A 26,213-nucleotide genomic window follows, 5' to 3' on the forward strand; every position below is an offset into this window, starting at 1 on the left:
AAAACGCGGCACTGCAAGTATGCAGTACCGATAATGGCAAATTAAATCGTTGTCGGGTTAGGGCGGCTGATATCAATATTATATTTCTTGATCGCTTCAACCGCTTTGCTGGCTGGCAATTTGCCATCGTCAGCCAGGGCTTTCAGCGCTGCCAGTACCACATAATAACGGTCAACTTCAAAGAAACTGCGTAACGCTTCGCGTGAGTCAGAGCGGCCGTAACCGTCGGTACCCAGGGCCACAAATCGGTTAGGCACAAAGTTACGGATCTGGTCTGCAAATGAACGCATGTAATCTGTAGAAGCAATCACCGGGCCTTCTGCTTTAGCCAGAGACTGAGCAACATAGCTCAGGGTTGGTTTGGCTTCAGGGTTGAGCAGGTTTTTACGCTCTGCATCCATCCCTTCACGACGCAACTCGGTAAAGCTGGTCACGCTCCAGATATCCGCAGATACGCCCCAGTCTTTTTCCAGCAGCTCGGAGGCTGCAATCACTTCACGCAGGATCACGCCGGAACCCATCAGTTGTACTTTTGGGCCTTTGGCTTTGGATTTGCTAAAGCTGTACATGCCTTTCAGGATGCCTTCGGCACTGCCTTCCGGCATGGCCGGATGGGTATAGTTCTCGTTCATCAGGGTGATGTAGTAATACACATCTTCCTGGTTTTGTACCATGCGGCGCATACCTTCCTGGATGATCACGGCCAGCTCGTAAGAGAAGGTCGGATCGTAGCTCACGCAGTTGGGGATTGTGGCCGACATCAGGTGGCTGTGGCCATCTTCATGCTGCAAGCCTTCACCATTCAGGGTGGTACGGCCAGCAGTGGCACCAAGCAGGAAGCCACGTGCACGGCTGTCACCAGCGGCCCAGGCAAAGTCACCGATACGCTGGAAACCGAACATGGAGTAATAGATGTAGAACGGGATCATCTGGGTGCCGGTCACGCTGTAAGACGTGGCAGCAGCCAGCCAGCTGGCAAATGAACCAGCTTCGTTAATACCTTCTTCCAGGATCTGGCCGCTTTGTGATTCCTTGTAGAACATCACCTGGTCAGAATCCTGTGGTTCGTACAGCTGGCCAACAGAAGAGTAAATACCCAATTGACGGAACATGCCTTCCATACCAAAGGTGCGCGCTTCATCCGGCACGATAGGCACTACATATTTACCAATCTGCTTGTCACGTACCAACGTAGACAGGATACGTACGAACGCCATGGTGGTGGAAATTTCACGCTCGCCAGTCGCGCCCAGCATGTTTTCAAATGCAGACAACTCAGGCACGGTCAGTTCGTTACCTTTACGGCGACGGGCTGGTACAAAGCCACCTAATGCGGCACGGCGTTCCATCATGTATTTGATTTCCGGGCTGTCTTCGCCTGGATGGTAGTAAGACAGGTTTTCTACCTGTTCATCAGTCAGCGCCAGGTCAAAACGGTCACGGAAAGCTTTCAGTGAAGAAAAATCCATGCTCTTTTGCTGGTGAGTGGTGTTTTGACCTTCACCCGCATCGCCCATGCCATAACCTTTAACGGTTTTAGCCAGGATCACGGTTGGTTGACCTTTGTGGTTCACTGCTGCGTGATAGGCAGAATAGACTTTATGCGGATCATGACCGCCACGGTTGAGGCGCCAGATATCTGCATCAGACATCGCGGCTACCATTTCGCGCAGCTCAGGGTATTTGCCGAAGAAGTGTTCACGCGTATACGCGCCACCCTTTTGCTTGAAGTTCTGGTATTCGCCATCCACGCATTCTTCCATGCGTTTGCGCAGCAGGCCGTCTTTATCCATGGCCAGCAGCGGATCCCAGTACGAACCCCAGATGACTTTGATCGCGTTCCAGCCGGCACCGCGGAAGTTGGATTCCAGTTCCTGGATAATCTTGCCGTTACCACGTACCGGGCCATCCAGGCGTTGCAGGTTGCAGTTAATGACGAAAATCAGGTTATCCAGCCCTTCACGCGCGGCAAGTGAAATCGCGCCTTGTGATTCCGGCTCATCCATCTCGCCATCACCGCAGAATACCCATACTTTACGGTCAGCAGTGTCTGCGATACCGCGGTTGTGCAGGTATTTGAGGAAACGTGCCTGATAGATACCGGCTAAAGGGCCCAGACCCATGGACACAGTCGGGAATTGCCAGAAATCTGGCATCAACCATGGGTGAGGATAGCTGGAAAGACCGTTGCCACCTGTTTCCTGGCGGAAATTATCCATTTGGTCTGCCGTAATACGGCCTTCAAGGAAGGCACGCGCGTAAACACCAGGTGATGAGTGGCCCTGGAAATACACACAGTCGCCACCGAAACTTTCATTTGCCGCGCGGAAGAAATGGTTAAAAGCAACGTCATACAAAGTCGCCGCTGACTGGAAGCTGGCAATATGACCACCAATGCCTGGCGATTTTTCGTTCGCGCGCAGCACTGTCATAATAGAGTTCCAGCGAATCAGCGCGCGGATGCGACGTTCCATCTCCGGGTCGCCAGGCAGTTTGCTTTGTTGATGCGTTGGAATCGTGTTGACGTATGAAGTTGTTGCTTTGTACGGCAAATGGCCGCCTGAACGGCGGGCCTGATCAATCATTGCTTCCAGCAGGAAGTGGGCACGTTCTGGCCCTTCATTCTCAATAACTGCGCTGAGTGCGTCTAACCATTCCTGGGTTTCTTGAGCATCAGTTTCATTGAGGTGTGCTTGCGAATGCGTTGCCATGCGTGAGGATTCTCCGAGTTTTAAGTCGCTGTGCGTATAATCCAGGTCTGTACTTACCAAGTATCAGTGCCTGGAGTTGAGCAATTGTTGATTACCAAGAAGGGGTTCCGAAATCGGATACTTGTTATTTTAATGGTATCACGTTGCGCGCCGCCATGGTGATGGCGAGGCCAACCTTTCAATCAGCCGTAAGTGTCTCTTTTTTAGTGCTTTTGGTCAAGTTTTGCTTTAATTAACAATGCCTAACTACAGGTATTTGCTACGTTTATTTGATATTTTATATAAGAGTGTTTTCTGACTGTATGCAGATTAATTGGTCCCATCATTTAGCTTTAGACGAATCATCCGTACTGGATTTTTCACAGCATGTATTGCTGGTATTTGTAGATGAGCTGCCAGTACCCATCCCATTTCACAGCGCGTTGGAAAATAAGCTCAAACGCAGCCAGGCCACGTTGAAGGATATAGGGGATAAGCCTGTTTCTTTAGAACTGGCTGATGGTGCATTGATCAGTGTGGTACAGCTTAAAAGTGCGCAGTCAGTTTTTGAGCAGCAGACTTTGCTCAGGCAAGCACTTAAACCTCTGCTGGCTGAACGGCCAACCAGACTTGCAATGGCTGTTTATGGAAAAGCCTTAGATTCGGTTGCAAGGTTGGCCGCATATGTCGCGCTGGTGAATGCACAGAATTTACCTGCGTTAAAGCGCGACTCAAAATTAGCCGGCTTAAAAGATATCTGCATGTTTGGCGTAGTTGCACTGCCTTGGGTGGCCGAAACAGAAGCGACCGCCGCCGCTAATACCTTATGCCGTACGCTCACGTTAACGCCACCTAATCAGCAGACACCAAAGTTATACAGGGAGCGCTTGCAGGCATTAGCCGGCGAGCAAAACTGGCAGTATGCCGAATGGAATGTCGAACAACTCAAAGCCATGGGTGCTGGCGCTTTTGTGGCGGTCGCACAGGGTTCCGAGCCGCAGGATGCCGCCATCGTAAAACTGTCTTATCGCAATGCGCAAGCGACGAAAACCCTGGCATTGATAGGCAAAGGTATTTGCTTCGATACTGGCGGCCATAACCTCAAGTCTTCAAAATATATGCAGGGTATGCACCAGGATATGAATGGCAGTGCGGTGGCAGTCAGCATATTGCAGGCTGTTAGCATGCAACAATTGCCGGTCAACGTGGATTGCTGGCTGGCGATCGCGCAAAACCATATCGGGCCGAATGCTTACAAGCAAAACGATGTAGTGACGGCGCTCAATGGCATGACTATTGAAATTGTGCACACCGATGCCGAAGGACGCATGGTGCTGGCGGATACCTTAACTCTAGCGAGCCGTGAAAAGCCGGATGCGATGCTGGATTTCGCAACGCTGACCGGCAGCATGCAAACGGCTTTGGGTACGCGCATGAGTGGCATTGTGGCTAATTCACAGGCGTTGGCGTCTCAAGTAGCTGAGGCGGGTATTACCAGTGGCGAACGCGTAGTGGTTTTCCCGTATGCAGAGGATTACGACAGCGAGCTGGATAGTGAGATTGCCGATATCAAACAATGCACTATGGAAAGCGATGCCGATCACATCATTGCCGCGCGCTTTCTCGGCAAATTTATAGAAGACAATATCTCGTGGTGTCACGTCGATTTATCTTCTTATACACATAAAGAGGGGCTTGGTGCAGTCGCTAGTGAGGTCAATGGTTTTGGCGTTGCATTGACTTTGCAATGGTTAAAAACCTTTCTTGCCGAATAGTCCTTTAACCGCAGGCGCCGCAACGTGCCAGCCATTCGCGTCCCTTGAGCATCAGGTTCCAGTATAGCCATGGTAAAACATATTTTTTCAGTAACCAGGCTGAACGACGTGGCTTGGTCGAATCCCAGGGGAAAGTCGGTACGAGCTTACCGCCATAGCCAAACTCGGCAAGAATGATTTTGCCTTTTTCCACCGTCAGCGGGCATGAACCGTAACCATCGTAGCGTGAAGGCAATGCTTTTCCTTCACGTTGCGCCAACAGGTTTTCAGCAGCGATGACCACTTGTTTGCGCGCGGCTGCGGCAGTTTTGGCATTCGGTGTATTGGTGCAATCACCTACGCCAAATACTTCCGGGTAACGCACATGCTGCAAGCTGTGTTGGTCGACTTCAACCCAGCCATCGGCATTCGCTAGCGGACTTTGTTTCAAGAAATCCAGCGCTGTTTGTGGTGGTACTACATGCAGTAAATCAAACGGTTTGCTGATACGGTTCACATTGCCATCCGCATCTTTCACATTGAACCAGGCCGTTTTGCCTGGCCCATCCACTTCCACCAATGTACTATTGAGATTGAGGTTGACTTTATAACGGCGGATATATTGCATCAAAGGCTCAATGTATTCTTTCACGCCAAACAATGCGGGCGTAGACGTGTAGAAGGAAGCCTTGATCTTGCCTAACCTGCCTTTTTCCAGCCAATCGGCGCAGGAAAGATAAAGTGCTTTCTGTGGCGCGCCTGCGCATTTGATTGGCATAGGTGGTTGCGTAAAAATAGCCTCACCCGATTGCAATTCCTGCACCAGCTTCCAAGTGTAGGGGGCGAGGTCATAACGGTAGTTAGAAGTAACACCATGTTTACCCAGCGTATCGGTTAAGCCTTTAATGCCTTCCCAATTCAGCTTCAAACCGGCAGCAACCACTAGTTGCGCATAGTGAATCGCGCCCAAGTTTTCTGTAATGACCTGTTTCTCATCCGGCTTGAACTCAGTCACTGCCGCCTGCAACCAGGTGACATCTTCTGGAATGCAATCTGCCATGGGTCGTGCGGTTTTATTAATATCAAATTCCCCAGCCCCGACCAAAGTCCAGGCAGGTTGGTAATAGTGTTTATCTGAAGGCTCAATAATGGCGATCTTCAGTGAAGGCTGCCGTTTTTTCAGGCTGGCGGCGATGGCGCACCCAGCGCTACCGCCACCAACGATGACTATTTCAAAAGAAGTGTTACTCATAAGTTTGAATGTTCATATATAAAGATGAATATTGCTAATTTTACCGCTTGATCTTTTACCGCTTGATCCAATCCATCACGCGGGAAGATAGCGTTTGAGATTCATTTTGCGGCTGGCAACAAGCAGGTTTGCCGGTTGAAGCCTGGCTGGTTGATTGCAATACCTGTTGGTAAACATTACTTGCACGGTTGCCTGTGCGGCAAAAGCCGAGTGCCTGACCCGGATGTTGCTCTAAAAAACTGCGTAATTGATCGACATCACCGGTCTGAACCTGGTTGGGGACGACAGGGATATAAGCATACTGCAGACCGAGTGCCTGTGCTTTTTCTGCAAGCACTGTACTACTAGGCTGCGACTCGCCACCTTCACCATCCGGGCGAAAGTTAATCACCAGTTTAAATCCCTGATCCGCTATTTCTTCCAGATCAGCTTCATTTAACTGACCTGCAACACTAAATCGCTGGTCTATCTGCTTTACTTCCATGCTTCACTCCTAGGCACTTTCAAAACGGACTGCCTGCTGACAGAATTCCCTGTGCAATACTTGGATCACCGCCAGCGCTGCCGGGCTGCTGATGCGGTAAAACACATTCTTGCCTTCACGGCGGGTAATCACCAGTTGCGCTTCGCGTAATACGGTTAATTGTTGTGACAGACTGGGTTGTCGTAAATTCAAATTGGTTTCCAGGGCACTGACCGACTTCTCTCCTTGCGAAAGCTGGCATAACAACATCAACCTGTCGCTATTCGCCATTACTTTTAAAAGGCTGCTGGCCTGGTCGGCCGATGCTCTCAACTGCTCGAAAATATTCGTTGTGATCTCTGACATTGCATACTACCCCTATGAAAATCATTATTTTTATATTGTATGAATTGATATTTTTGAATCATCCACCTGCCATGTCGTGTCACCGCTATGACGATTGATGAATCAATTATGATAAAGTTTATCGCATAAAAGTCTGCCATGGTGCTTTCTGCGTGACTTCATGTTGACCGAAACATTTATGCAGGTATAAACAAAATAACCAATAGGGGCGAAATACGCTATGCAATCACTATCATGGATGAGTCTTTTTCCCGAGCTGGAAGCGCTGGAGGAACCGTGCAAAAAGTTATTGTTGCAGTACGCACGGATTGTTGAAGCGCCGGTTGGCACCATAGGCTACCAGGAGGGAGATCACTGTGGCGGTTATGTGTTACGCCTCAAAGGCCGATCGCGTGTTTATAAAATGTCTGCCAGCGGGCGTGAAATCCTGCTCTACCGCGTGGGTGCCGGTGAAACCTGCGTCATTACCACCACTTGCCTGCTGGGCAATAGCCAGTATCCGGCCTCGACCATTGTAGAAGAGGCGATTGAGGATGTGATTGTGCCGGATGCAATTTTCCAGCGCCTGATGATAGATTCGCCTGTATTCAGGCAATACGTCATGCAGAATTATGGCGCCCTGATCAGCGACTTGATTGTGTTGCTGGACGAAGTCGCTTTCCAGACACTGGATGCACGCCTGGCCAAATGTTTGCTGGATATCGGCAACAACAACATTCAACGCACGCACCAGCAGATCGCCGATGAACTGGGCACCGCGCGCGAAGTCATCAGCCGCCAGTTAAAACGGCTGGAACAGAAAGGCTGGCTTTCAATGGGCCGCGGCGTGATTGAAATCCAGCAGCGCGGCGAATTACTCAAGCTTGCCAATAGCAGTCAGTAAAAACACTCTGTATCTTCAACGATACAAATTCGCCACAGACCGATACATCCACCAGTCATCTCCCGTGATTGAATGCACGTTATGGAAATAACTGCATCAAGCAGGCTGTTCAGAGGAGAAAGTGAATGCGTAAACTCATCGTATCAAGTGTTGTATTAATGGCAACCAGCCAGATGGCGTTTGCTGACCAAACGTTTATTGACAGGGCGCGCGTGCTGTCGGTCAGTCCGCAAGTGCAGCGTATCAACCAGCCCCGCCAGGATTGTCAAACTGCCTATGTGCGCGAAAGTGTCTATGCGCAACCTTCACGTTCTAACACCGGTGCCATTATTGGTGGTGTGGCCGGTGGTTTATTGGGCAGTACGATTGGTAAAGGCGGTGGTCGCGTCGCTGCGGCCGCAGTTGGTGCAGGTGTTGGTGCAATTGTGGGTGATAGGGTCGGTAACCAGAATGTATATAGCCAGGAGCGTGTAGTGACCCGCCCGGTTGAACAGTGTGTAGTGGTTGACCAATGGCAAATGGTGACGACTGGCTATATGGTCAATTATGAATATCAGGGCCGCCAATACAACACTTTAATGGATAGGGATCCTGGTCCGGTGATGGATGTGACCGTGGTGATGAGGCCGCATTACGCCCAGATTCAACCCGTACCTGTGGCTTATCGTCCTGCGGCTTACAGCGTTTCGGATTTTCATCCAAGAGCTGGCAAAGGGCATGGAGCACATAAGCCACGTCGTTATTGGGAATAAGCCTTAATTCAATATTTGAATTACGTTGTGAACTACAAATGTAATGAAAAACGCGATACCCGCAAAGGTATCGCGTTTATGCTTTGAGCAACACAATCACAGCACCGCTGCCGCCATCTGTCTGCCTGGCCTGGGCATAGGCAATCACTTCATCTTTTTGCATCAGCCAGTTCCTCAACTTGTGTTTAAGTACCGGCTCTTTATTTCTAGAGCCTAATCCTTTGCCATGTACGATGCGAACACACCGCAAGCCACGCTTTTTACAGTCCGCAATAAATTCCGACACATACAGCCTGGCTTCATCACTGATTAATCCGTGCAAGTCGATATGTGCCTGCACCACCCAGTGGCCGCGACGAAGTTTACTCAAGATGATAGGCGATTGCCCATCACGCAAATAAAGTAGCTCTTCGCCGCTTTCGAGTTCATGCGCAGGAATGTAGTGATCACTTAATGAATCCCTTAGCGCCTGCTGCTCATCACGAATCAATTGCCGTGGGATGGGTTTGGGTTTCTTTGGCGTATGCAGGATACGCTTGGGTGCTACCGGACGTGCGCCTTTGACTGCTTCAAGAAACAGGTGAATGTCGTCTTCATCCTCTGTGTTTGGCAGGTCGCTGGTCATGGCGATCTATTTTACTAGCTCAATGGGGCATTCTAAAAGAAAAAAAGCGCACCCAGGTTGTATTCACCAGAGTGCGCTTTTGATTTGCAGCTTATTTGTGACTACATACTTTAGTGCCGGCCGATTATTCCAGGTTGGTCAGATAGCGCTCGGCATCCAGTGCCGCCATACAACCGGTACCCGCGCTGGTCACCGCTTGACGGTAGATATGATCCTGTACATCGCCCGCAGCAAACACGCCGGGTACGCTGGTCGCAGTAAAATTACCCTGGCGTCCAGCCTGGGTAATGATGTAGCCACCCTCCATATCCAGCTGGCCTTCAAATATCTGCGTATTCGGCTGGTGACCAATGGCAATAAATACGCCTTTGAGCGGCACATCCTTGGTCGTGCTGGAATTCACATCCTTCAGACGCATGCCGGTCACACCGGTGTTGTCGCCCAAGACTTCGTCCAGGGTATGAAATGTTTCCAGCACTACTTTGCCTTCTTTGACGCGTTCCATTAATTTATCAACCAGGATCGCTTCAGCTTTGAACTTGTCGCGTCTGTGTACCAAAGTCACTTTGCTGGCAATGTTAGCCAGGTATAGAGTCTCTTCGACAGCAGTGTTACCACCACCAATCACGGCCACTTCCTGGTTGCGGTAGAAAAAGCCATCGCACGTGGCGCAGGCAGAAACGCCCTTGCCAGCGAAAGCTTCTTCGCTAGGCAGTCCCAGGTATTTGGCTGAGGCGCCGGTCGCAATAATCAGGGCATCACAAGTATATTCACCGTTATCACCCACCAGGCGGATTGGTTTTTCTTTGAGGTGGGTCGTGTGGATATGGTCAAAAATCATTTCGGTATTGAAACGCTCGGCATGTTTTTGAAAACGCTCCATCAATTCCGGACCCATCACGCCGTCAGCATCCGCAGGCCAGTTATCTACTTCCGTCGTCGTCATCAATTGACCACCTTGTGCCAGGCCAGTGATAAGGACCGGGCTTAAATTGGCACGTGCGGCATAAACGGCGGCACTGTAACCGGCAGGGCCGGAGCCTAGAATCAATAAACGCGCATGCTTGGTAGCCATACTTTTCTTTCTTTTTTGAATTGATGTGTTCAATAAAATGGGGATGAAATCACTTGTTGCAAGGTTTCATCCCCAGATTTAATAGCTAATTAAATTGCATCGCCTCTGCAATGCAAGAAAGGTTATTTTTCCAGCAGACTACGTAGCATCCATGCAGTCTTTTCATGAACCTGTAAACGCTGTGTCAGCAAGTCGGCAGTCGCTTCATCGGCCGCTTTTTCAGCAGCCGGGAACACGCTGCGCGCGGTGCGACAGACAGCCTCGTGACCAGCGACCAGTTCACTGATCATATCCTGTGCTTTAGGCACATCTACAGTTTCCTCGATAGAGGTCAGTTTGGAGAACTGCGCGTAGGTGCCTGGCGCATGCACGCCCAGTGACCGGATGCGCTCGGCAATCAAATCGACGGCCAAAGCCAGCTCAGTGTATTGTGTTTCAAACATCAGGTGCAATGTGTTGAACATTGGCCCGGTGACATTCCAATGGAAGTAGTGGGTTTTCAGGTACAAAGTGTAGGTATCTGCCAACAGTTTTGATACGCCCTCTGCAATTTCGTGGCGGTCTTTATTATTAATACCAATATCCATGATGTCTCCTTGTTGTCGTTGAATGTATTTTAAAAGCTAGAGTGCCTGTGTGCAATTTGATTTTGTTATAATCATTTAAGTTCACTTGCGTAAAGAAAGAGATAACGCATTGTTTTTTAATAAAAAAAATGTATCCAATGCCCGTTTGGAAAAAGTGTCGACAGAAAAACAGCTGCGCGACGCCAAATTGCTGCGCGAAGTCAGCTGGATCGCATTGGCTGCGCTTGGTGTTTTTCTGGCAGTGATCCTTGCATCATACTCGCATGAAGACCCGGGTTGGACACATGCGATCGGCGAGAATGACATTATTCATAATGCCGGTGGCACAGTCGGCGCCTGGATTGCCGATGTGCTGCTCTCTTTATTTGGTTTCTCTTCATGGTGGTTTGTGGTGCTGGCCTTTTATGTGGTGTGGCTGATGTATCAGCGACTGCATCTGGATGCCATCGAAAGACAGGACTGGTGGTTAAATGGCGTCGGTTTTGCGTTGTTGATATTGGCTTCTGCCGCACTTGAATCCGGCCACCTGGTCAGTTTTCCTGCTGACTTCCCTTTAAAACAGGGCGGCGTGATTGGCAGCGGGATAGATCACCTGTTGCGCAATATGTTTGGCTTTGCAGGCTCTACCATGCTGCTGCTGGTACTGTTTGCTACTGCTTTCAGTCTGTTCACCGGCTGGTCGCTGATCACGATGAGCGAGCGTCTGGGCGAATGGGTGATTCAATTTCACCAGTGGAGCACGCTGAAGTTTCAGGATTGGCAGGACCGCAAAGTCGGGCGCCAGGCATTGCAGGCGCGTGAAGAGTTTGTCGAGTCTGAACGCAAGCGCGTGGAAGACCGCAAACCGGTAGAAATTGCCGTACCTGAAGTACTGGTAGTACCCAGTGAACGTGTGATTAAAGAAAAACAAACCGTATTGTTTGACGCCATTGAGCAGGAAGGCTTGCCAGCCCTGCATTTGCTGGATGCACCTAATCAATCTGTTGAATTGCAATCGGCAGAAACGCTGGATTTCACTTCGCGCCTGATCGAACGCAAGCTGATGGATTTCGGTATCGAAGTCAAAGTGGTGCTCGCCCAGCCTGGCCCGGTGATTACGCGCTATGAGCTGGACCCTGCACCTGGTGTAAAAGGTAGCCAGATCACCAACTTGTCCAAAGACCTGGCGCGTGCATTGTCAGTGATTAGTGTGCGGGTGGTCGAAACCATTCCCGGCAAAAGTTATATGGGCCTGGAGATTCCTAACCCCAAACGCCAGATTGTTTCCCTGTCTGAAATCATGGGCAGCCAGGCCTATGCCGATATGAATTCGCCTATCGCGATTGCCATGGGTAAAGATATTGCCGGTAAGCCGATAGTGGCCGACCTGGCAAAAATGCCGCATGTGCTGGTTGCGGGTACGACTGGTTCCGGTAAATCTGTCGCGATTAATGCGCTGATCCTGAGCCTGCTGTATAAATCAGAAGCCAATCGCGTGCGCATGATCCTGATTGACCCGAAAATGCTGGAGTTATCCGTATATGAAGGTATTCCGCATTTGCTGGCGCCAGTAGTGACGGATATGCGCCAGGCAGCAAATGCGCTGAACTGGTGTGTGGCGGAGATGGAACGACGTTACAAACTGATGTCTACGTTGGGCGTACGTAACCTGGCTGGTTATAACCAGAAGATACAGGAAGCCAAAAAACAGGGGACTTCGATTCCGCATCCGTTCAGCCTGACACCGGATGAGCCGGAGCCATTGGATGAAATGCCATTGATCGTCGTCGTCATCGATGAGCTGGCCGACCTGATGATGGTCGTCGGCAAGAAAGTAGAAGAGCTAATTGCCCGTCTGGCACAAAAAGCGCGTGCATCAGGTATCCACCTGGTACTGGCAACGCAACGCCCTTCAGTAGATGTGATTACCGGCCTGATTAAAGCCAACGTACCGACCAGGGTGGCTTTTCAGGTTTCGAGCAAGATTGACTCACGCACGATTCTTGACCAGATGGGCGCTGAAACGCTCTTAGGTCAAGGCGATATGCTCTACCTGCCGCCAGGTAGTGGCTATCCGCAGCGTATCCACGGCGCCTTCGTCAGCGATGGCGAAGTGCACAATGTGGTTAACTTCCTCAAGGCGCAGGGTGAACCTAATTATATCGAGGGCATTCTGACCAATGAGACAGAAGGTGGTGACATCGATGGTGTATTGGGTGGCGATGATGCCGGTGGCGAAAAAGACCCGCTGTATGATGAAGCAGTAGCAATAGTGCTGAAAACCCGCCGTGCGTCTATTTCCTCAGTGCAACGTCAGTTGCGCATAGGTTATAACCGGGCGGCAAGATTGATAGAAGATATGGAGCGTGCAGGTTTGGTATCAGCAATGCAAAGTAATGGTAACCGTGAAGTATTAGTGAAAGCAGGAGGTGACCATGAGTAATCAATTATTGTCTGGTGTACGCAAGTGCGTCGGTATTGCTAGCGTCATGCTTGTCAGCATGCATTTTCAATCATCTGTTTATGCGGATGGTGTTGATAATTTAAAGCAGTTTTATCAATCCACCCAATCGATGCGCGCGCAATTCAAGCAGACCGTATTCGACCAGAAGGGTCGCAAGCTGCAAGAAGTCAACGGCAATATGCTGCTGCAACGCCCGAACAAATTCCGTTGGGATTACCAGAAGCCGTATGAGCAGCAAATCATCAGTGATGGTCAGCAGGTATTTTTATTTGATGTCGATTTGCAGCAGGTCAGCGTACGCACCCTGGATAAAGTGTTAGGCACCAGCCCGGCGGCATTGCTGGCCGGCGGACCAAATGTGGAGGAAAGTTTCCGCCTGACGCGTCTGGTTGATTATGAGGGCTTGCAACGCGTACAAGCCAAGCCCAAGCAGAAAGACAGCGGTTTCCAGGTAGTGATCATTTCGTTTGACCATGGCAAGCTGGCCGAAATGCGGCTGGTGGATGCCTTTAGCCAGAGCACACATATCGTGTTTTCTAATGTTGAAGTCAATCCGTCATTAAACACTTCACAGTTCCTGTTTACCGTGCCAAAAGGGGTGGATGTGGTGGGTGAGTAAATCTTCACCACCGCTTACGTGATATGTCTTCCCTGTTTGAGCCAGCAACGCCTTCTTCAGTCCCGCTAGCCGAGCAACTGCGCCCCAAAACCCTGAACGAAGTGGTTGGGCAAACGCATTTGCTGGGTGAAGGCAAACCGCTGCGGCGCGCATTTGAATCCGGCAAATTGCCGTCCATGATTTTGTGGGGTCCGCCGGGCGTGGGCAAAACTACCCTGGCGCGTTTGATTGCGCAGACGGCCGACGCCGAATTCGTGCCTTTGTCTGCGGTATTGTCCGGTATCAAGGATATCCGCGAAGCTGTTGAGCGTGCCGAGCTGACATTGCAGCAAAACGGCCGTAATACCATACTGTTTGTGGATGAGGTGCACCGCTTTAACAAAGGCCAGCAGGATGCATTTCTGCCATTTGTTGAAAGCGGACTCATTACCTTTATCGGCGCAACTACCGAAAACCCTTCATTTGAAGTAAATAGCGCCTTGCTAAGCCGTTCACAGGTGTTCGTGCTATCCGCGTTGACTGAAGATGAGCTGGCCGAATTACTTGAACGCGCACGCCTCAAAATGGCGCCAGACATTACCATTAATGATAAGGTCAAAGAGCAGATTTTAGATTACGCCGATGGCGATGCCAGGCGCTTGCTAAACTTTGCAGAAGGGCTGTTTAATGGCGCCCTGACTGCCAACATAGACACCATTGATGATGCCTTTTTGCAATCCAGCATGGCCAGCAAATTGCGCCGGTTTGATAAAGGCGGCGAAGCGTTTTACGACCAGATATCTGCCTTGCATAAATCGGTGCGCGGTTCCAACCCAGATGCAGCACTGTACTGGTTTGTACGTATGCTTGATGGCGGCGCAGATCCGTTATACCTGGCACGTCGGATAGTTCGCATGGCAGTTGAAGATATCGGCCTGGCTGACCCTAAAGCGCAAACCATCGCGCTGGAAGCGATCCAGATTTATGAGCGCCTTGGTTCGCCGGAAGGCGAACTGGCGCTCAGCAATGCAGTGATTTACCTGGCCGTGGCAGCGAAAAGCAATGCTGCCTATATGGCTTATAACCAGGCTAAAGCCTTTGTATCGCAGGATAAGTCACGCGCAGTGCCATTACATTTGCGTAACGCGCCCACTAAACTGATGAAGGCACTGGATTACGGCAAAGAGTATCGCTATGCGCACAATGAACCGAATGCGTATGCCGCTGGCGAGCAATATTTCCCGGATGATTTGCAGCCGCAAGCCTTTTACCAGCCCACTTCACGCGGGTTGGAAGGTAAAATAAGCGAAAAACTGGATCACTTGAAAGAGTTGGATAGAAAAGCTAAGAAATAGCTTAGCCACAGAGCCCACAGAGCCCACAGAGCCCACAGAGCCCACAGAGAAAAACGCAATGTCGGATGAACTCACAAATCAGATTATAGGTGCGGCAATTGAAGTTCATATTGTGTTGGGTGCCGGATTGCTTGAGTGTATTTATAAGGATATGTGCAGGGAGTTCTCTATCAGAAAAATCCCCTATCAACGTCAGGTCGCGATTGATGTTAAATACAAAGGCGAAGTGATTTTAGGGCAAAGACTTGATTTGCTGGTGTTCGGTGAAGTCATAGTTGAGCTAAAATCCCAGTCCAGACTGCCCGAGCATGCAACAGCGCAATTGCTTTCATACTTGAAACTGACCGGTTTCAAACGAGGTTTGCTGATTAACTTTGCCGAAACTCGGCTAGTGAATGGCATAAAAAGAATTTCTCTGTGAACTCTGTGTTCTCTGTGGCTAATAAAAAAATAAGGTAATTATGTTAGATATACAACAACTTAGAAATGATTTGGACAATGTGACTGCACGCCTGAAAGCGCGCAAGTTCGATTTTCCTGCTGATGCTTTTAAAGCCATGGAAGCAGAGCGTAAAACCATCCAGACCAATACCGAAAACTTGCAGGCAAAACGTAATGCCGCTTCCAAGCAGATCGGCATTGCCAAATCCAAAGGCGAAGATGCCAGCGCGATTCTGGCAGAGGTGGCTGGACTGGGTGATGAATTAAAAGCGGCTGAAGCGCAGTTGAACGAAATACAAGCCAACCTGCAGGCCTTGATGCTGAATGTACCTAACTTGCCGCATGAGAGCGTGCCGGTGGGTAATGATGAAACGCAAAACGTGGAAGCTCGCCGCTGGGGTACGCCGCGTAGTTTTGACTTTGAAATCAAAGACCATGCCGACGTCGGTGCACCGCTAGGTCTGGATTTCGATACTGGCGCTAAATTGTCAGGCGCGCGTTTTACCTTGATGAAAGGCCAGATCGCCAGATTGCATCGTGCGATTGCACAATTCATGCTGGATACGCAAACTGAAAAACATGGCTACACAGAGTGTTATACACCTTACATGGTGAATCGCGAGACATTGGTCGGCACCGGCCAGTTGCCCAAGTTTGAAGAAGACTTGTTTGTCACACCACACAATGACAGCAATTTGTACCTGATCCCGACTTCAGAAGTGACTTTGACCAACACTGTGCGCGACGAGATCGTCGCGCTGGAATCACTGCCGATCAAGCTGACCGCACATACGCCTTGCTTCCGTTCCGAAGCAGGTTCTTATGGTCGCGATACCAAAGGCATGATACGCCAGCACCAGTTTGATAAAGTTGAAATGGTGCAGATCGTGCATCCGGAAAACAGTTACCAGGCGTTGGAAGAAATGGTTACCCATGCTGAAAACGTGTTGCAGGCTTTGGAATTACCTTACCGCGTTGTTTCATTGTGCACTGGCGATATGGGCTTTGGTGCGGCTAAAACGTATGACCTGGAAGTCTGGTTGCCGGCGCAAAATACTTATCGTGAGATCTCTTCCGTATCCAACTGTGAAGCTTTCCAGTCACGTCGTTTACAAGCCAGATTCAGGAATGCTAATGGCAAACCCGAATTGCTGCATACCTTGAACGGGTCTGGTTTGGCGGTAGGACGTACGCTGGTGGCGGTGCTGGAAAATAACCAGAATGCAGACGGTAGTGTGACTATCCCAAAAGCGTTGCGACCATATATGAGTGGCAAGACCGTGATTACGGCTTAATCTAAAACAGTAAGTTTTCACTCTGCCCTGGCTAACAACCAGGGCATTTTGTTATCTGCAATCTTGTAGGGGTCCAGGCCAGGTTCATAAACAGGGTAATATTTCTGCATGATCTGGTAATAACTGCGCACCAGCTCGGTGTAAATTACCGGCGCGCCACAGCTACAGTAACCATGCTTGGCATTCACATAATGTTGGGGGTCATTCAGTAGCTGGTAGCCGCGTTTCACATCCGCCCAGCTGTCAGGGTTGAGCCCGAGCCGTTGCGCTATGATACGTGCATCTTCGAGGTGGGCAACGCCATTGTTATACGCCGCCAGCGTCATGAAAGTGCGGTCGGGTTCGGGGATACGGGATGGCAGTCTATCCTTCAGCCATAGCAGGAATTTGGCGCCGGCCATAATGCTTTGCTGTGGATCCAGCCGGTTGGTTACATTCATCATATTAGATGTTTGCTCGGTCAGCATCATCAGGCCACGTACATTGGTAGGGGAGGTGCTGTAATTATCCCAATGTGATTCCTGGTAACTCAGCGCTGCAAGTAAGCGCCAGTCTATGTCAGTCACTTCCTGCGCGCCTTTGAACAGGCGTGTATATCTTGGCAATAATGTATTGGATTTGCTCAGAAAGGTCGCTACATCCACCTGTTTCAGGCGTTTAGTGTGGCCGTAGTAGCGATCAAGCAGATTGCGTAAAGTGCCGTCCTTCTCGATTTGCTTGAAAAATGCCTGTACCTGCTTCAGCTTTTCCTCGCCGGAAAATTTATTCAGCGCCCAGGCGATTTTATCCACCGGGCCCAGCATCAACCCGGCATCCAGTTGCGGGTAGAGATATTGCATGATGGCAAGCAGATGATTATCGGCTACCGTGAAATCAATTTCATTGCGAGCCACGGCTTCTATCAATTGTTCAGAGCTGAGCTTTTCGGTTTCTCGCCAGGTCAGTTGCGGATGTTGTGACTGTAATTCACGCATGCGTTCGACGAAGCTGGTGCTTTTTGGCAGCACGATCCGTTTATTAAATAGTGCATCTGGCTTGCCTGGTTCACTGTTCTGGTCGCGGTTGTACACCACCATGGACTGCACCTGATTGAAGGCGGGACCAAACAGGAATTGCCGTTTGCGTGACGCGGTAATGCTGATATCCGCCGCCGCAATATCGGCATCACCATGCATCAGGGCAGGGAAGACTTTATCAAAGCTCTCCACCACTATAAATTCAAGCTTGTAAGGTGGTCCCAGGAAATCAACAAAGCGTTTGGCCAGGTCATATTCCAGCCCGGCATAATTGTTCTGGCTATCTATGAAATAGGTATCAGGGCTGTTGATGGTGACAAAACGGATAGTATAAGGGTCTGGTTTGGGTTTTTCCTGGGGATGCTGCCTGGACCTGCCGGAGTCGTTACAGGCGAGCAGAACACTGCATAAACAGGCAAGAAAAGCCCATTGCCATGCGTGACGCGCGGAAATACAGTTTAGAAAACGCATTGTGGGGCGAGAAAAGCGATTAAGCCCGCGTCTCGACTTTGCCCTGGTCGGCAATCAATATTTTGCTTGCCAGCTTGGCAAAAATGCCATGCTCAACCACACCGGGGATGTTGTTGAGTAAGGCATTCAATTGATGACTATCCAGGCTGGCGTCAAATCGCATATCCAGCACCAGGCTGCCATAACTGGTGATACAGAGGCCATCTTTGGCGGCATTTGGGCGTAAATCGCCAGTGCCGCCAATTGCTTCAATGCTTCGTTTGGCTGCTTGCCAGGCAAACGGCATCACTTCAATGGGTATGGGATAGTTTTCGCCGATGCGGCTGACCAGTTTACTTTTGTCGGCCACCACAATAAATTCTTTCGCTGCCTTAGCCAGCAGTTTTTCCATGACCAGGTCATAACCACGGCCCTTGAGCAGGCTGTTGTCGGCGGTGATTTCGTCGGCACCATCCACGTAGAGGTCGATCTGGCTAAGCTGTGCCAGGCTCAACACAGTTAACCCAACAGACTGGGCTTTGATCATGCTGATATTGGAGCTGGCAACGGTGGTGATGCGCAGGTTTTCCTGTTGCTGGCGAGTGGCTAAAGCCTCAATAAAATAGTTTGCGGTGGAACCTGTGCCCAACCCGACAATCATATCGTTCTTGACGTAGCTGGCTGCTTCCAGCGCGACGGCCTGTTTATCGTTCATATGGTTTCTCCGTGCCGGAAATGTGCCTGGATTGTAGTCTAGGCAACGTTATCGCTCGAGCGCCTCATTATAATGCCGGTACAGCCAGCGGACGCTTGCAGTTATAATAGCAAACTCGGCAGATTCGCCAAGAACTACTCACCTAACCTGAGCAATAAGATTTTATTCTTTTATGGCAGTTTCACTTCCCGTCGTCGGACATCCCCAGCGTTTTTCTTTCCATAGTCAGGGATTAGACAGCAAAGCGCTGGCCGAATTGGCCTGTGGTTTAAAAGCAACACAATCGCCGCTGGTGATTCTAACTGCCAATGCATTTGAAGCCCAGCGCTTGATGGATGAGATTCCCTATTTTGCGAAAGGCATCGAAGCCCATTTGCTGCCGGATTGGGAAACGCTGCCTTACGATGTGTTTTCCCCGCACCCTGATTTAATCTCGGAGCGGCTGTCTACGCTATACCAGTTAAGCCAGAACAAGAGCGATGTAGTGATTGTGCCGCTTGCAACGGCATTACTGCGCCTGCCACCGGTGGCTTACCTGGCAGCACATACGTTTATGCTGAAAAAAGGCCAAAAGCTGGATGTCGATGCCTTGCGCAACCAATGTGCGCAGGCGGGTTACCATCATGTCAGCCAGGTCATGAGCCCGGGCGAGTTCAGTGTGCGTGGCGGCCTGGTGGATTTATATCCCATGGGCAGTACGCTTCCTTACCGTATTGATTTGTTCGATGATGAAATAGAAACCATACGCACGTTTGATATTGATACGCAGCGTAGCGTGTATCCAGTCACCGAAATCCGTATGCTGCCGGCCCGTGAGTTCCCTATGGATGATGCCGGCATCACCTTGTTCCGCAGCCAGTTCCGTGAATATTTTGAGGGCGACCCGCAACGCGCAAAAATTTACAAAGATGTGAGCAAAGGCACGGCCAGCGGTGGTGTGGAGTGGTATCTGCCATTATTTTTTGAGCAAACCGCGAGCCTGTTTGACTACCTGCCCATGCAAACCGTATTGTGCCTGCATGGTGACCTGGATAAAGCCGCGCAAACGTTCTGGGCCGATGCCAACAGCCGTTATCGCCTGATGGCTTACGATGCCGAAAAACCGATTTTGCGGCCGGAAACCCTGCTGCAAAAAACCGATGAGTTTTTCAAACAGACGCATGCATTTGCGCTGGTGCATCAGCAGATACAAAACGTCACGACGCTATCGCCGGTTGAAGTCGACCGTCGTGCCGAACAGCCATTGCATAAGCTACAGGGATTTATCAGCCAGTTTGACGGCCGTGTATTAATCGCGGCTGAAAGCCTGGGTCGCCGCGAAACCATTGCACAGCTGTTCAGCGAACACGGTGTGACTTTCTCACTGGCTGAGGACTGGGCAGGATTTGAAAGAAGCCAGTTCCCGGTCATGCTGGGTGTATCGCCATTACACCAGGGCTTTATTGATGGCGAATTAGCCGTCATCACCGAAGCTGAACTCTATGCCAGCACCGTGCGCCAGCAACGCCGTCGCAACCAGGAAAAAGCGCGCAATGCCGAAGGCATGCTCAAAGACCTTTCCGAATTGCGGCTGGGTGACCCGGTGGTGCATGAACAACATGGAGTAGGGCGTTATAAAGGCCTGGTCAATATAGATTTTGGCGAAGGCGAAACCGAGCTGTTGCTGATTGAGTATTTCGGTGAAGACAAATTATATGTGCCGGTGTCGCAACTGTTCCTGATCTCACGCTATTCCGGCGGCCCGCCTGAAAGCGCACCGTTGCACAGGCTTGGTAGTGGCCAGTGGGAAAAAGCCAAGAAAAAAGCACTCAAGCAGATCCGTGATACTGCCGCTGAATTACTGAATTTATATGCGCAACGTGCCGCGCGTCGTGGACACGCGTTTACCCTGAGTCTGCAAGATTACGAAGCCTTCTGCGAAGGCTTCCCGTTTGAAGAAACGCCGGATCAGCTGGAAGCGATCGAGAACGTCATTAAAGACATGCAATCCGGCCGCCCGATGGACAGGCTGGTGTGTGGTGACGTTGGCTTTGGTAAAACCGAGGTTGCACTGCGCGCAGCCTTCGTGGCAGTGATGGGCGGCCGCCAGGTGTCTGTGCTGGTGCCAACCACATTGCTAGCTGAACAGCATTACCAGAACTTTGTGGACCGCTTTGCTGAATGGCCGATTAAGATTGCCGAGATATCCCGTTTCCGCACCGCCAAAGAACAAGCTGAGGCGCTTAAAGGCCTGGAAAATGGCAGTATCGATATCATTATTGGCACGCACAGGCTGATCCAGAAAGACGTGAAATTCAAGAATCTGGGTCTGGCGATCCTCGATGAAGAGCACCGTTTCGGCGTGCGTCAGAAAGAGCAGATGAAAGCCTTGCGCGCCGAGGTGGATGTGCTCACGCTTACCGCGACACCCATCCCGCGCACCTTAAGCATGGCGATGGAAGGCTTACGCGAGTTCTCTGTGATTTCCACGCCACCGCAAAAACGGCTGGCGATTAAAACCTTCCATACCGAATATTCAGAAGGCATTATCCGCGAAGCGGTGATGCGCGAATTCAAGCGCGGCGGCCAGGTGTATTTCCTGCATAACGAAGTGGATACCATTTATGTGATGAAGGAAAAACTGGAGAAGTTTTTACCTGAAGCGCGGATTGCGATTGGACACGGTCAATTGCGTGAACGCGAGCTGGAACACGTGATGCGTGACTTCTACCAGCAACGCACCAATTTATTGCTGTGTACCACGATTGTTGAAACCGGTATCGACGTACCGACCGCCAACACGATGATCATTAACCGGGCAGATATGTTCGGCCTGGCACAATTGCACCAGCTGCGTGGCCGCGTCGGCCGTAGCCATCACCAGGCTTATGCCTATTTGCTTACAGATCCGCACCGCACCATCACTCCCCAAGCACAAAAGCGTCTGGACGCGATCCAGTTGCTGGAAGACCTGGGTGCCGGTTTCCACCTCGCGATGCATGACCTCGAAATCCGTGGCGCAGGCGAGTTGCTTGGCGATAGCCAGAGCGGAGAGATGCAGGAGATCGGTTTTACCCTGTATTCAGATATGCTAAATCATGCGGTGAAACAGTTGAAAGCCGGCAAAGAGCCAGACCTGGATGCGCCTTTGGGTGTGACGACAGAAATCAATCTGCATACGCCAGCATTGTTACCAAACAACTATTGCCCGGATGTGCATGAACGCCTGGTGCTCTACAAACGCCTGGCTAACTGTGAAGACGACGAATCGCTGGATGTGATGCAGGAAGAGCTGATAGACCGCTTCGGCTTGCTGCCGGAAGCTGGCGAAGCATTGATCGCTTGCCACCGCCTGCGGATTGCCGCCAAACCATTGGGCATTATCAAGGTAGATGCTTCCGATGCTGCCATCCAGTTACAGTTCAATGTCAAAGCCGATATTGACCCGATGAAGCTGATAAACCTGTTGCAACGCGACAAACGCTGCCGCATGAACGGGCCGGATAAGTTACGAATGACGATACAGATCGGTAATCTGGCTCATAAAACTTCGGTAGTTAAAGAGTTATTGAGCCAGTTTTCCTAAAATAAATTTAATCAATGAGCAGTGATTGGTTATTGATCATGTGCTGAATAAGCGCAGCTTCAGTACTTGTGCTGCTGTCTCTGAAAATGTCGGTATTGAATAAAATGACACGCCCATCTTCATTCGCAGAATTATAGTTACCTGCTGTAAATCCGCCGTGTGAACTAATTCGAATTTGGGTCTCACCATATTGTGTCGTAACTACATCAAGATACTGAAGTATATTATCCTTTGTTTCTCCAATAAGCAGATCTTTCAAGTTTAGCTTGTCTCCTTCAGCTAGCTCAAAATCAAAAATTGTATCCGTAGCTTTTGAAAGGTCTTTTGTAAGCCCATTATCATGAAGATTCCATTTGAAAGTGTCGGCTCCCAATCCACCATACAGGCTATCAGAGCCAGCTCCTCCAATGATAGTGTCGTTTCCCGAGTTACCATTGATCAAATCATTAAAGCTGGAGCTGATTAAGACATTGTCGCCACGGTTACCAAAAATTTCCACCTTATTTGTTATTGCACTAGCATCAACATTTAATGAAGAAGCATCTGAGATTGCATAATCAACAAGACGTTTAATACCATCTACTTGTTCAAGGTCAAAAAGCATTTTCTGGATATAAATATGTGTCACACCAGTGTCGCCGGAAAATAAACGCAATGTATCGTTTTCGATGCTCGAATTGAAATAAAGAAGATTAGCTGCTGAAGATGTGTTAATCGGACTGTTGTCAAAAATTTCCGCTACTTGGTGTTCTACCGAGCCATTAATGTAGTACACATCCATGCCATCCTGACCATACAATTTATCATTGCCTAAACCACCATAGAGAGAGTCCTCTTGGCTGCCCCCGCCACTTAAAGACGTAACGATGCCCCCATCAATAATATCGTCACCAGCACCGCCAATAAGTAAATTACTGTTTATATCACCTTGTAAAATGTTGTTTAATTCATTTCCAACGCCTCTCAGGGTGTAGCCGGCTGTTCTGATTTGGTTATCAAATGTTAAGTTTTCAACATATTGTGGAAGCGCGTATGAATAGTTAGTAAATACCGTGTCAATACCACCCCCGGCCGCAACAGAGAGTGTTTCAATAACTTTTGAAGGCCTATATTCTCCTTCGTAACCGCTAATAATATAAATGTCGTTTCCTTCACCACCGTGAAGAATATCCAAATATGCGTAGTCAATACCTAAGCCATCGCCACTTCTGAGCGTGTCATCCCCCGCGTCACCATATAATGTATCACTGCCTTTGCCGCCAACTAAATAATCATTCCCTGCGCCTCCATCGATGATGTTATCTGCATCGTTACCTATGAGAGTATTGGCGAGTGCGTTGCCTATAAGGTTCAGTTTGGTTACCCCTGTTTCTGAGGCATCGAGATTCTCAAGATTGGTGCCCAGGGTTAGAGTAGTCGCATTGAGGTGGTCGAAGCTACCACGTAGCTTGACAGTATCGGTACCTGAGCCTGCGACAGAAGTTTCAGTAATGGTATCTTGCAGGGCGACTCTATAAGTAGAAGCGGTTGTGCCTGTTTGAATTAAGTCTACAATATACGTGTCACTACCCAGTCCTCCCGCTAATGTATCAATTCCATCATCCCCGGAAATGATATCGTCTAGACTACCTCCCAAAATAGTATCTTCACCATCTCCGCCATGAAATACTTGAGTAGGGTCATAATTCAACAATGCTGCTCTAGTATAGCTATCAGGGAGGGTAACGATGTCATTGCCTGCCAGTGCATTATAAATATAGGTAATGTTATATCTATTGATATTGATTGAGTTTAGGTTTATCTCATCATCAAATTCTGTAAATAAATGATTGACTTGGCTATTGTTATATACAAAGTCACTTGCTACAAAATTAATATTTCCTGTTAGTTGTATTTGAAAATCAGCGGTTGTATCGCCGCTAGTATCTACATATACAAATGTAATGCCAGACGATTGACTAAACCAAATGGAGTTGGCTGTGGATATTGTGCTTGCAAAGCTCAAAGCTATCTGACCACCATCAAGTTCGGATAGGTCAATTTTATCAACACCCTGTGCAAAATCAGTGATGATATCCATTCCATTAGACGTGGAATCCAAAGTACTAGAGTATTTGAAATAATCAGTCCCGCTACCACCTTTTAGCGTATCACTTCCCAATCCCCCAATGAGGATGTCATCGCCTGCGCCGCCATCAAGGATGTTATCTGCATCATTACCTGTGAGGGTATTGGCGAGTGCGTTACCGGCGAGGTTAAGCTTGGTTGTGCCTGTAGCTGAGGCATCGAGATTCTCGAGGTTAACGCCCAAGGTAAGGGTGGTTGTATTAATGTGATTAAAGTCACCACGTAGCTTGACGGTGTCATTGCCTGCATTGGCAGCTTCAGTGATAGTGTCTTGCAGCGCGACCCTGAAAGCAGCAGCCGTAGTGCCTGTCTGGATCAGGTCAACGAGATAGGTATCATTCCCGAGTCCACCTGCAAGTTTGTCTATGCCTAGCGCGCCATCGAGGGTGTTGTTACCTGCATTGCCTGTGAGAGTGTTTGCCAACTCATTACCGGTGCCGTTGATGTTAGCGCTACCTGTCAGTAACAGATTCTCAACGTTAGCAGCTAATGTATAGCTGACACTGGCATTGACCTGGTCAATTCCTTCATTAGCGTCTTCAGTGACTGTGACACCTCTATTATCAATGATGTAGGTATCGTTACCTTTCTTCCCAGCCAAAGTGTCATTACCGCCTTTGCCATCGAGGATATTATTGCCAGCGTTACCTGTGATGGTATTTACAAGGCTATTGCCATTACCATTAATGGCAGCCGTGCCTAACAGTTCCAGGTTCTCGACATTAGCACCTAACGTGTAGGTGACACTGGCTTGAACCAAGTCTGTACCTTCGCTGGCATTTTCGTTGACTTCATCGTTAATGTTATCAACGATGTAAGTATCATTACCTCCAAGACCTTTCAGTACATTAGCGGCGGCATTACCGGTCAGTGTATTGTTCAGGCTGTTGCCTGTCAGGTCCAGTTTGGTTTTGCCTGTGGCAGAGGCATCGAGATTCTCAATATGTATCCAGTCACCATTCAGGGTCAGTGTAGTAGCTGTAGCAAGCGTAGCTGCCCCACGCAGTTTGATAGTATCGACACCATTGGTGCTGCCATTGGTTTCAATGATGGAGTCATCGAAAGTGTTCACATTGGCAGAGATGCCTGTACCTGTAACTTTGAGATCAAGGATGTAAGTATCGTCTCCTTTGCCACCTTGCAAGATATCAACACCTGCACCACCATCAAGGATGTTATCTGCATCATTGCCGGTGAGGGTGTTGGCGAGTGCGTTACCGGTCAGGTTTAGTTTGGTTAAACCGGTTGCTGAAGCATCTAGCTTCTCGAGGTTAGCGCCCAGGGTGAGGGTAGTGGCGTTAGCCATGGTGCTGTAGTCAGTGCCTGCCAGCAGCCTGAGCTGTACCGTATCAATACCAGAGTTAGCCACAGCTGTTTCGGTGATAGTGTCCTGCAGGGAGACCTTAAAGTTAGCAGCGGTAGTGCCTGTAAGTGCAAGGTCAACCTTATAAATGTCGTCACCAAGGCCGCCAATCAGTTTGTCTACGCCAGCACCGCCATCCAGGATATTGTCTCCGGCATTGCCAGTGATGGTGTTCGCCAACTCATTACCTGTACCGGTGATGTCGCCATTACCTGTCAGTACCAGATTCTCAACGTTAGCAGCTAATGTATAGCTGACACTGGCATTGACCTGGTCAATCCCTTCATTAGCGTCTTCAGTGACTGTGACACCGCTATTATCAATGATGTAGGTATCGTTACCTTTCTTCCCAGCCAAAGTGTCATTGCCGCCTTTGCCATCGAGGATATTATTGCCAG

General features: G+C 49.5%; 19 protein-coding genes. 9 read left to right on the forward strand and 10 right to left on the reverse strand.

All coding sequences use genetic code 11. The features are described 5' to 3' along the window. Positions 1 to 41: 41 nt before the first annotated feature. Positions 42 to 2,711, reverse strand: a complete 2,670-nt coding sequence (aceE, locus tag ACFQ2T_RS14540) for a pyruvate dehydrogenase (acetyl-transferring), homodimeric type (RefSeq protein WP_379035710.1) — start codon at positions 2,709 to 2,711, stop codon at positions 42 to 44. A 302-nt stretch (positions 2,712 to 3,013) separates the two neighbouring features. On the opposite strand from aceE, the gene ACFQ2T_RS14545 reads away from it, so the two are divergent. Further along, on the forward strand, positions 3,014 to 4,465 hold the full coding sequence (locus ACFQ2T_RS14545) for a M17 family metallopeptidase (RefSeq protein WP_379035712.1): 1,452 nt from the start codon (positions 3,014 to 3,016) through the stop codon (positions 4,463 to 4,465). Between the two features lie 4 nt (positions 4,466 to 4,469). Here ACFQ2T_RS14545 and ACFQ2T_RS14550 read toward each other — a convergent pair whose 3' ends face one another. Genes ACFQ2T_RS14550 through ACFQ2T_RS14560 form a run of 3 tightly spaced genes read right to left on the reverse strand, consistent with a single transcriptional unit; the run spans position 4,470 to position 6,525 of the window. Continuing rightward, positions 4,470 to 5,696 carry an NAD(P)/FAD-dependent oxidoreductase gene (locus tag ACFQ2T_RS14550; protein WP_379035714.1) on the reverse strand — a complete coding sequence of 409 codons (1,227 nt, stop codon included), beginning with the start codon at positions 5,694 to 5,696 and terminating at the stop codon, positions 4,470 to 4,472. Positions 5,697 to 5,751: 55 nt separating this feature from the next. Beyond that, on the reverse strand, positions 5,752 to 6,180 hold the full coding sequence (locus tag ACFQ2T_RS14555; RefSeq protein ID WP_379035716.1) for a TIGR01244 family sulfur transferase: 429 nt from the start codon (positions 6,178 to 6,180) through the stop codon (positions 5,752 to 5,754). 9 nt (positions 6,181 to 6,189) lie between these two features. Further along, complete coding sequence (locus ACFQ2T_RS14560; RefSeq protein WP_379035718.1) at positions 6,190 to 6,525, reverse strand: metalloregulator ArsR/SmtB family transcription factor; 336 nt, start codon at positions 6,523 to 6,525, stop codon at positions 6,190 to 6,192. A gap of 220 nt (positions 6,526 to 6,745) precedes the next feature. Here ACFQ2T_RS14560 and ACFQ2T_RS14565 point away from each other — a divergent pair, with 220 nt between their 5' ends. Further along, the gene (locus ACFQ2T_RS14565; RefSeq protein ID WP_379035720.1) at positions 6,746 to 7,408 is read left to right on the forward strand and encodes a Crp/Fnr family transcriptional regulator; all 663 of its coding nucleotides are present in this window, start codon (positions 6,746 to 6,748) and stop codon (positions 7,406 to 7,408) included. A gap of 125 nt (positions 7,409 to 7,533) precedes the next feature. Then, positions 7,534 to 8,160, forward strand: coding sequence for a glycine zipper 2TM domain-containing protein (locus ACFQ2T_RS14570; protein ID WP_379035722.1), 627 nt, complete (start codon positions 7,534 to 7,536; stop codon positions 8,158 to 8,160). 76 nt (positions 8,161 to 8,236) lie between these two features. On the opposite strand, the gene ACFQ2T_RS14575 is transcribed toward ACFQ2T_RS14570, so the two are convergent. From ACFQ2T_RS14575 to ACFQ2T_RS14585, 3 genes are all read right to left on the reverse strand, one after another. Then, on the reverse strand, positions 8,237 to 8,785 hold the full coding sequence (locus ACFQ2T_RS14575) for a Smr/MutS family protein (RefSeq protein ID WP_379035724.1): 549 nt from the start codon (positions 8,783 to 8,785) through the stop codon (positions 8,237 to 8,239). A 124-nt stretch (positions 8,786 to 8,909) separates the two neighbouring features. Next, positions 8,910 to 9,860, reverse strand: a complete 951-nt coding sequence (gene trxB, locus ACFQ2T_RS14580) for a thioredoxin-disulfide reductase (protein ID WP_379035726.1) — start codon at positions 9,858 to 9,860, stop codon at positions 8,910 to 8,912. A 122-nt stretch (positions 9,861 to 9,982) separates the two neighbouring features. After that, complete coding sequence (locus ACFQ2T_RS14585; RefSeq protein ID WP_379035728.1) at positions 9,983 to 10,447, reverse strand: Dps family protein; 465 nt, start codon at positions 10,445 to 10,447, stop codon at positions 9,983 to 9,985. A gap of 109 nt (positions 10,448 to 10,556) precedes the next feature. Between ACFQ2T_RS14585 and ACFQ2T_RS14590 the strand changes: the two genes are divergently transcribed. From ACFQ2T_RS14590 to serS, 5 genes are read left to right on the forward strand one after another with little or no spacing between them, the layout of a single operon-like run. Further along, positions 10,557 to 12,869: a DNA translocase FtsK gene (locus tag ACFQ2T_RS14590; RefSeq protein WP_379035730.1), complete on the forward strand. Its 2,313-nt coding sequence runs from the start codon at positions 10,557 to 10,559 to the stop codon at positions 12,867 to 12,869. Beyond that, positions 12,862 to 13,509, forward strand: a complete 648-nt coding sequence (lolA, locus tag ACFQ2T_RS14595) for an outer membrane lipoprotein chaperone LolA (RefSeq protein WP_379035732.1) — start codon at positions 12,862 to 12,864, stop codon at positions 13,507 to 13,509. Before ACFQ2T_RS14590 ends, lolA begins: the two co-directional genes overlap by 8 nt. A 23-nt stretch (positions 13,510 to 13,532) precedes the next feature. Beyond that, positions 13,533 to 14,843, forward strand: coding sequence for a replication-associated recombination protein A (locus ACFQ2T_RS14600; protein WP_379035734.1), 1,311 nt, complete (start codon positions 13,533 to 13,535; stop codon positions 14,841 to 14,843). A 58-nt stretch (positions 14,844 to 14,901) separates the two neighbouring features. Beyond that, positions 14,902 to 15,264, forward strand: coding sequence for a GxxExxY protein (locus tag ACFQ2T_RS14605; protein WP_379035736.1), 363 nt, complete (start codon positions 14,902 to 14,904; stop codon positions 15,262 to 15,264). Positions 15,265 to 15,304: 40 nt separating this feature from the next. Continuing rightward, positions 15,305 to 16,579 (forward strand): serine--tRNA ligase, encoded by a 1,275-nt coding sequence (serS, locus tag ACFQ2T_RS14610; protein WP_379035738.1) that lies wholly within the window; start codon positions 15,305 to 15,307, stop codon positions 16,577 to 16,579. 17 nt (positions 16,580 to 16,596) lie between these two features. Here serS and mltF read toward each other — a convergent pair whose 3' ends face one another. Both mltF and rpiA read right to left on the reverse strand, forming a co-directional pair. Beyond that, positions 16,597 to 18,066 (reverse strand): membrane-bound lytic murein transglycosylase MltF, encoded by a 1,470-nt coding sequence (gene mltF / locus ACFQ2T_RS14615; protein WP_379035740.1) that lies wholly within the window; start codon positions 18,064 to 18,066, stop codon positions 16,597 to 16,599. Between the two features lie 19 nt (positions 18,067 to 18,085). Further along, the gene (gene rpiA / locus ACFQ2T_RS14620; protein ID WP_379035742.1) at positions 18,086 to 18,760 is read right to left on the reverse strand and encodes a ribose-5-phosphate isomerase RpiA; all 675 of its coding nucleotides are present in this window, start codon (positions 18,758 to 18,760) and stop codon (positions 18,086 to 18,088) included. A gap of 172 nt (positions 18,761 to 18,932) precedes the next feature. Between rpiA and mfd the strand changes: the two genes are divergently transcribed. Next, complete coding sequence (gene mfd / locus ACFQ2T_RS14625; RefSeq protein ID WP_379035744.1) at positions 18,933 to 22,325, forward strand: transcription-repair coupling factor; 3,393 nt, start codon at positions 18,933 to 18,935, stop codon at positions 22,323 to 22,325. A gap of 7 nt (positions 22,326 to 22,332) precedes the next feature. On the opposite strand, the gene ACFQ2T_RS14630 is transcribed toward mfd, so the two are convergent. Further along, positions 22,333 to 26,213, reverse strand: a 3,881-nt coding sequence (locus tag ACFQ2T_RS14630) for a M10 family metallopeptidase C-terminal domain-containing protein (RefSeq protein ID WP_379035746.1), incomplete at its 5' end; no start/stop codon positions are given.

It is taken from the genome of Methylophilus flavus (genome assembly GCF_042678905.1).
Lineage (GTDB): Bacteria > Pseudomonadota > Gammaproteobacteria > Burkholderiales > Methylophilaceae > Methylophilus > Methylophilus flavus.

Bases quoted from the DNA above. Each gene is read 5' to 3' on its own strand.
- aceE (WP_379035710.1), bottom strand. From the start codon at position 2,711: ATGGCAACGCATTCGCAAGCACACCTCAATGAAACTGATGCTCAAGAA.
- ACFQ2T_RS14545 (WP_379035712.1), top strand. From the start codon at position 3,014: ATGCAGATTAATTGGTCCCATCATTTAGCTTTAGACGAATCATCCGTA.
- ACFQ2T_RS14550 (WP_379035714.1), bottom strand. From the start codon at position 5,696: ATGAGTAACACTTCTTTTGAAATAGTCATCGTTGGTGGCGGTAGCGCT.
- ACFQ2T_RS14555 (WP_379035716.1), bottom strand. From the start codon at position 6,180: ATGGAAGTAAAGCAGATAGACCAGCGATTTAGTGTTGCAGGTCAGTTA.
- ACFQ2T_RS14560 (WP_379035718.1), bottom strand. From the start codon at position 6,525: ATGTCAGAGATCACAACGAATATTTTCGAGCAGTTGAGAGCATCGGCC.
- ACFQ2T_RS14565 (WP_379035720.1), top strand. From the start codon at position 6,746: ATGCAATCACTATCATGGATGAGTCTTTTTCCCGAGCTGGAAGCGCTG.
- ACFQ2T_RS14570 (WP_379035722.1), top strand. From the start codon at position 7,534: ATGCGTAAACTCATCGTATCAAGTGTTGTATTAATGGCAACCAGCCAG.
- ACFQ2T_RS14575 (WP_379035724.1), bottom strand. From the start codon at position 8,785: ATGACCAGCGACCTGCCAAACACAGAGGATGAAGACGACATTCACCTG.
- trxB (WP_379035726.1), bottom strand. From the start codon at position 9,860: ATGGCTACCAAGCATGCGCGTTTATTGATTCTAGGCTCCGGCCCTGCC.
- ACFQ2T_RS14585 (WP_379035728.1), bottom strand. From the start codon at position 10,447: ATGGATATTGGTATTAATAATAAAGACCGCCACGAAATTGCAGAGGGC.
- lolA (WP_379035732.1), top strand. From the start codon at position 12,862: ATGAGTAATCAATTATTGTCTGGTGTACGCAAGTGCGTCGGTATTGCT.
- ACFQ2T_RS14600 (WP_379035734.1), top strand. From the start codon at position 13,533: ATGTCTTCCCTGTTTGAGCCAGCAACGCCTTCTTCAGTCCCGCTAGCC.
- ACFQ2T_RS14605 (WP_379035736.1), top strand. From the start codon at position 14,902: ATGTCGGATGAACTCACAAATCAGATTATAGGTGCGGCAATTGAAGTT.
- serS (WP_379035738.1), top strand. From the start codon at position 15,305: ATGTTAGATATACAACAACTTAGAAATGATTTGGACAATGTGACTGCA.
- mltF (WP_379035740.1), bottom strand. From the start codon at position 18,066: ATGCGTTTTCTAAACTGTATTTCCGCGCGTCACGCATGGCAATGGGCT.
- rpiA (WP_379035742.1), bottom strand. From the start codon at position 18,760: ATGAACGATAAACAGGCCGTCGCGCTGGAAGCAGCCAGCTACGTCAAG.
- mfd (WP_379035744.1), top strand. From the start codon at position 18,933: ATGGCAGTTTCACTTCCCGTCGTCGGACATCCCCAGCGTTTTTCTTTC.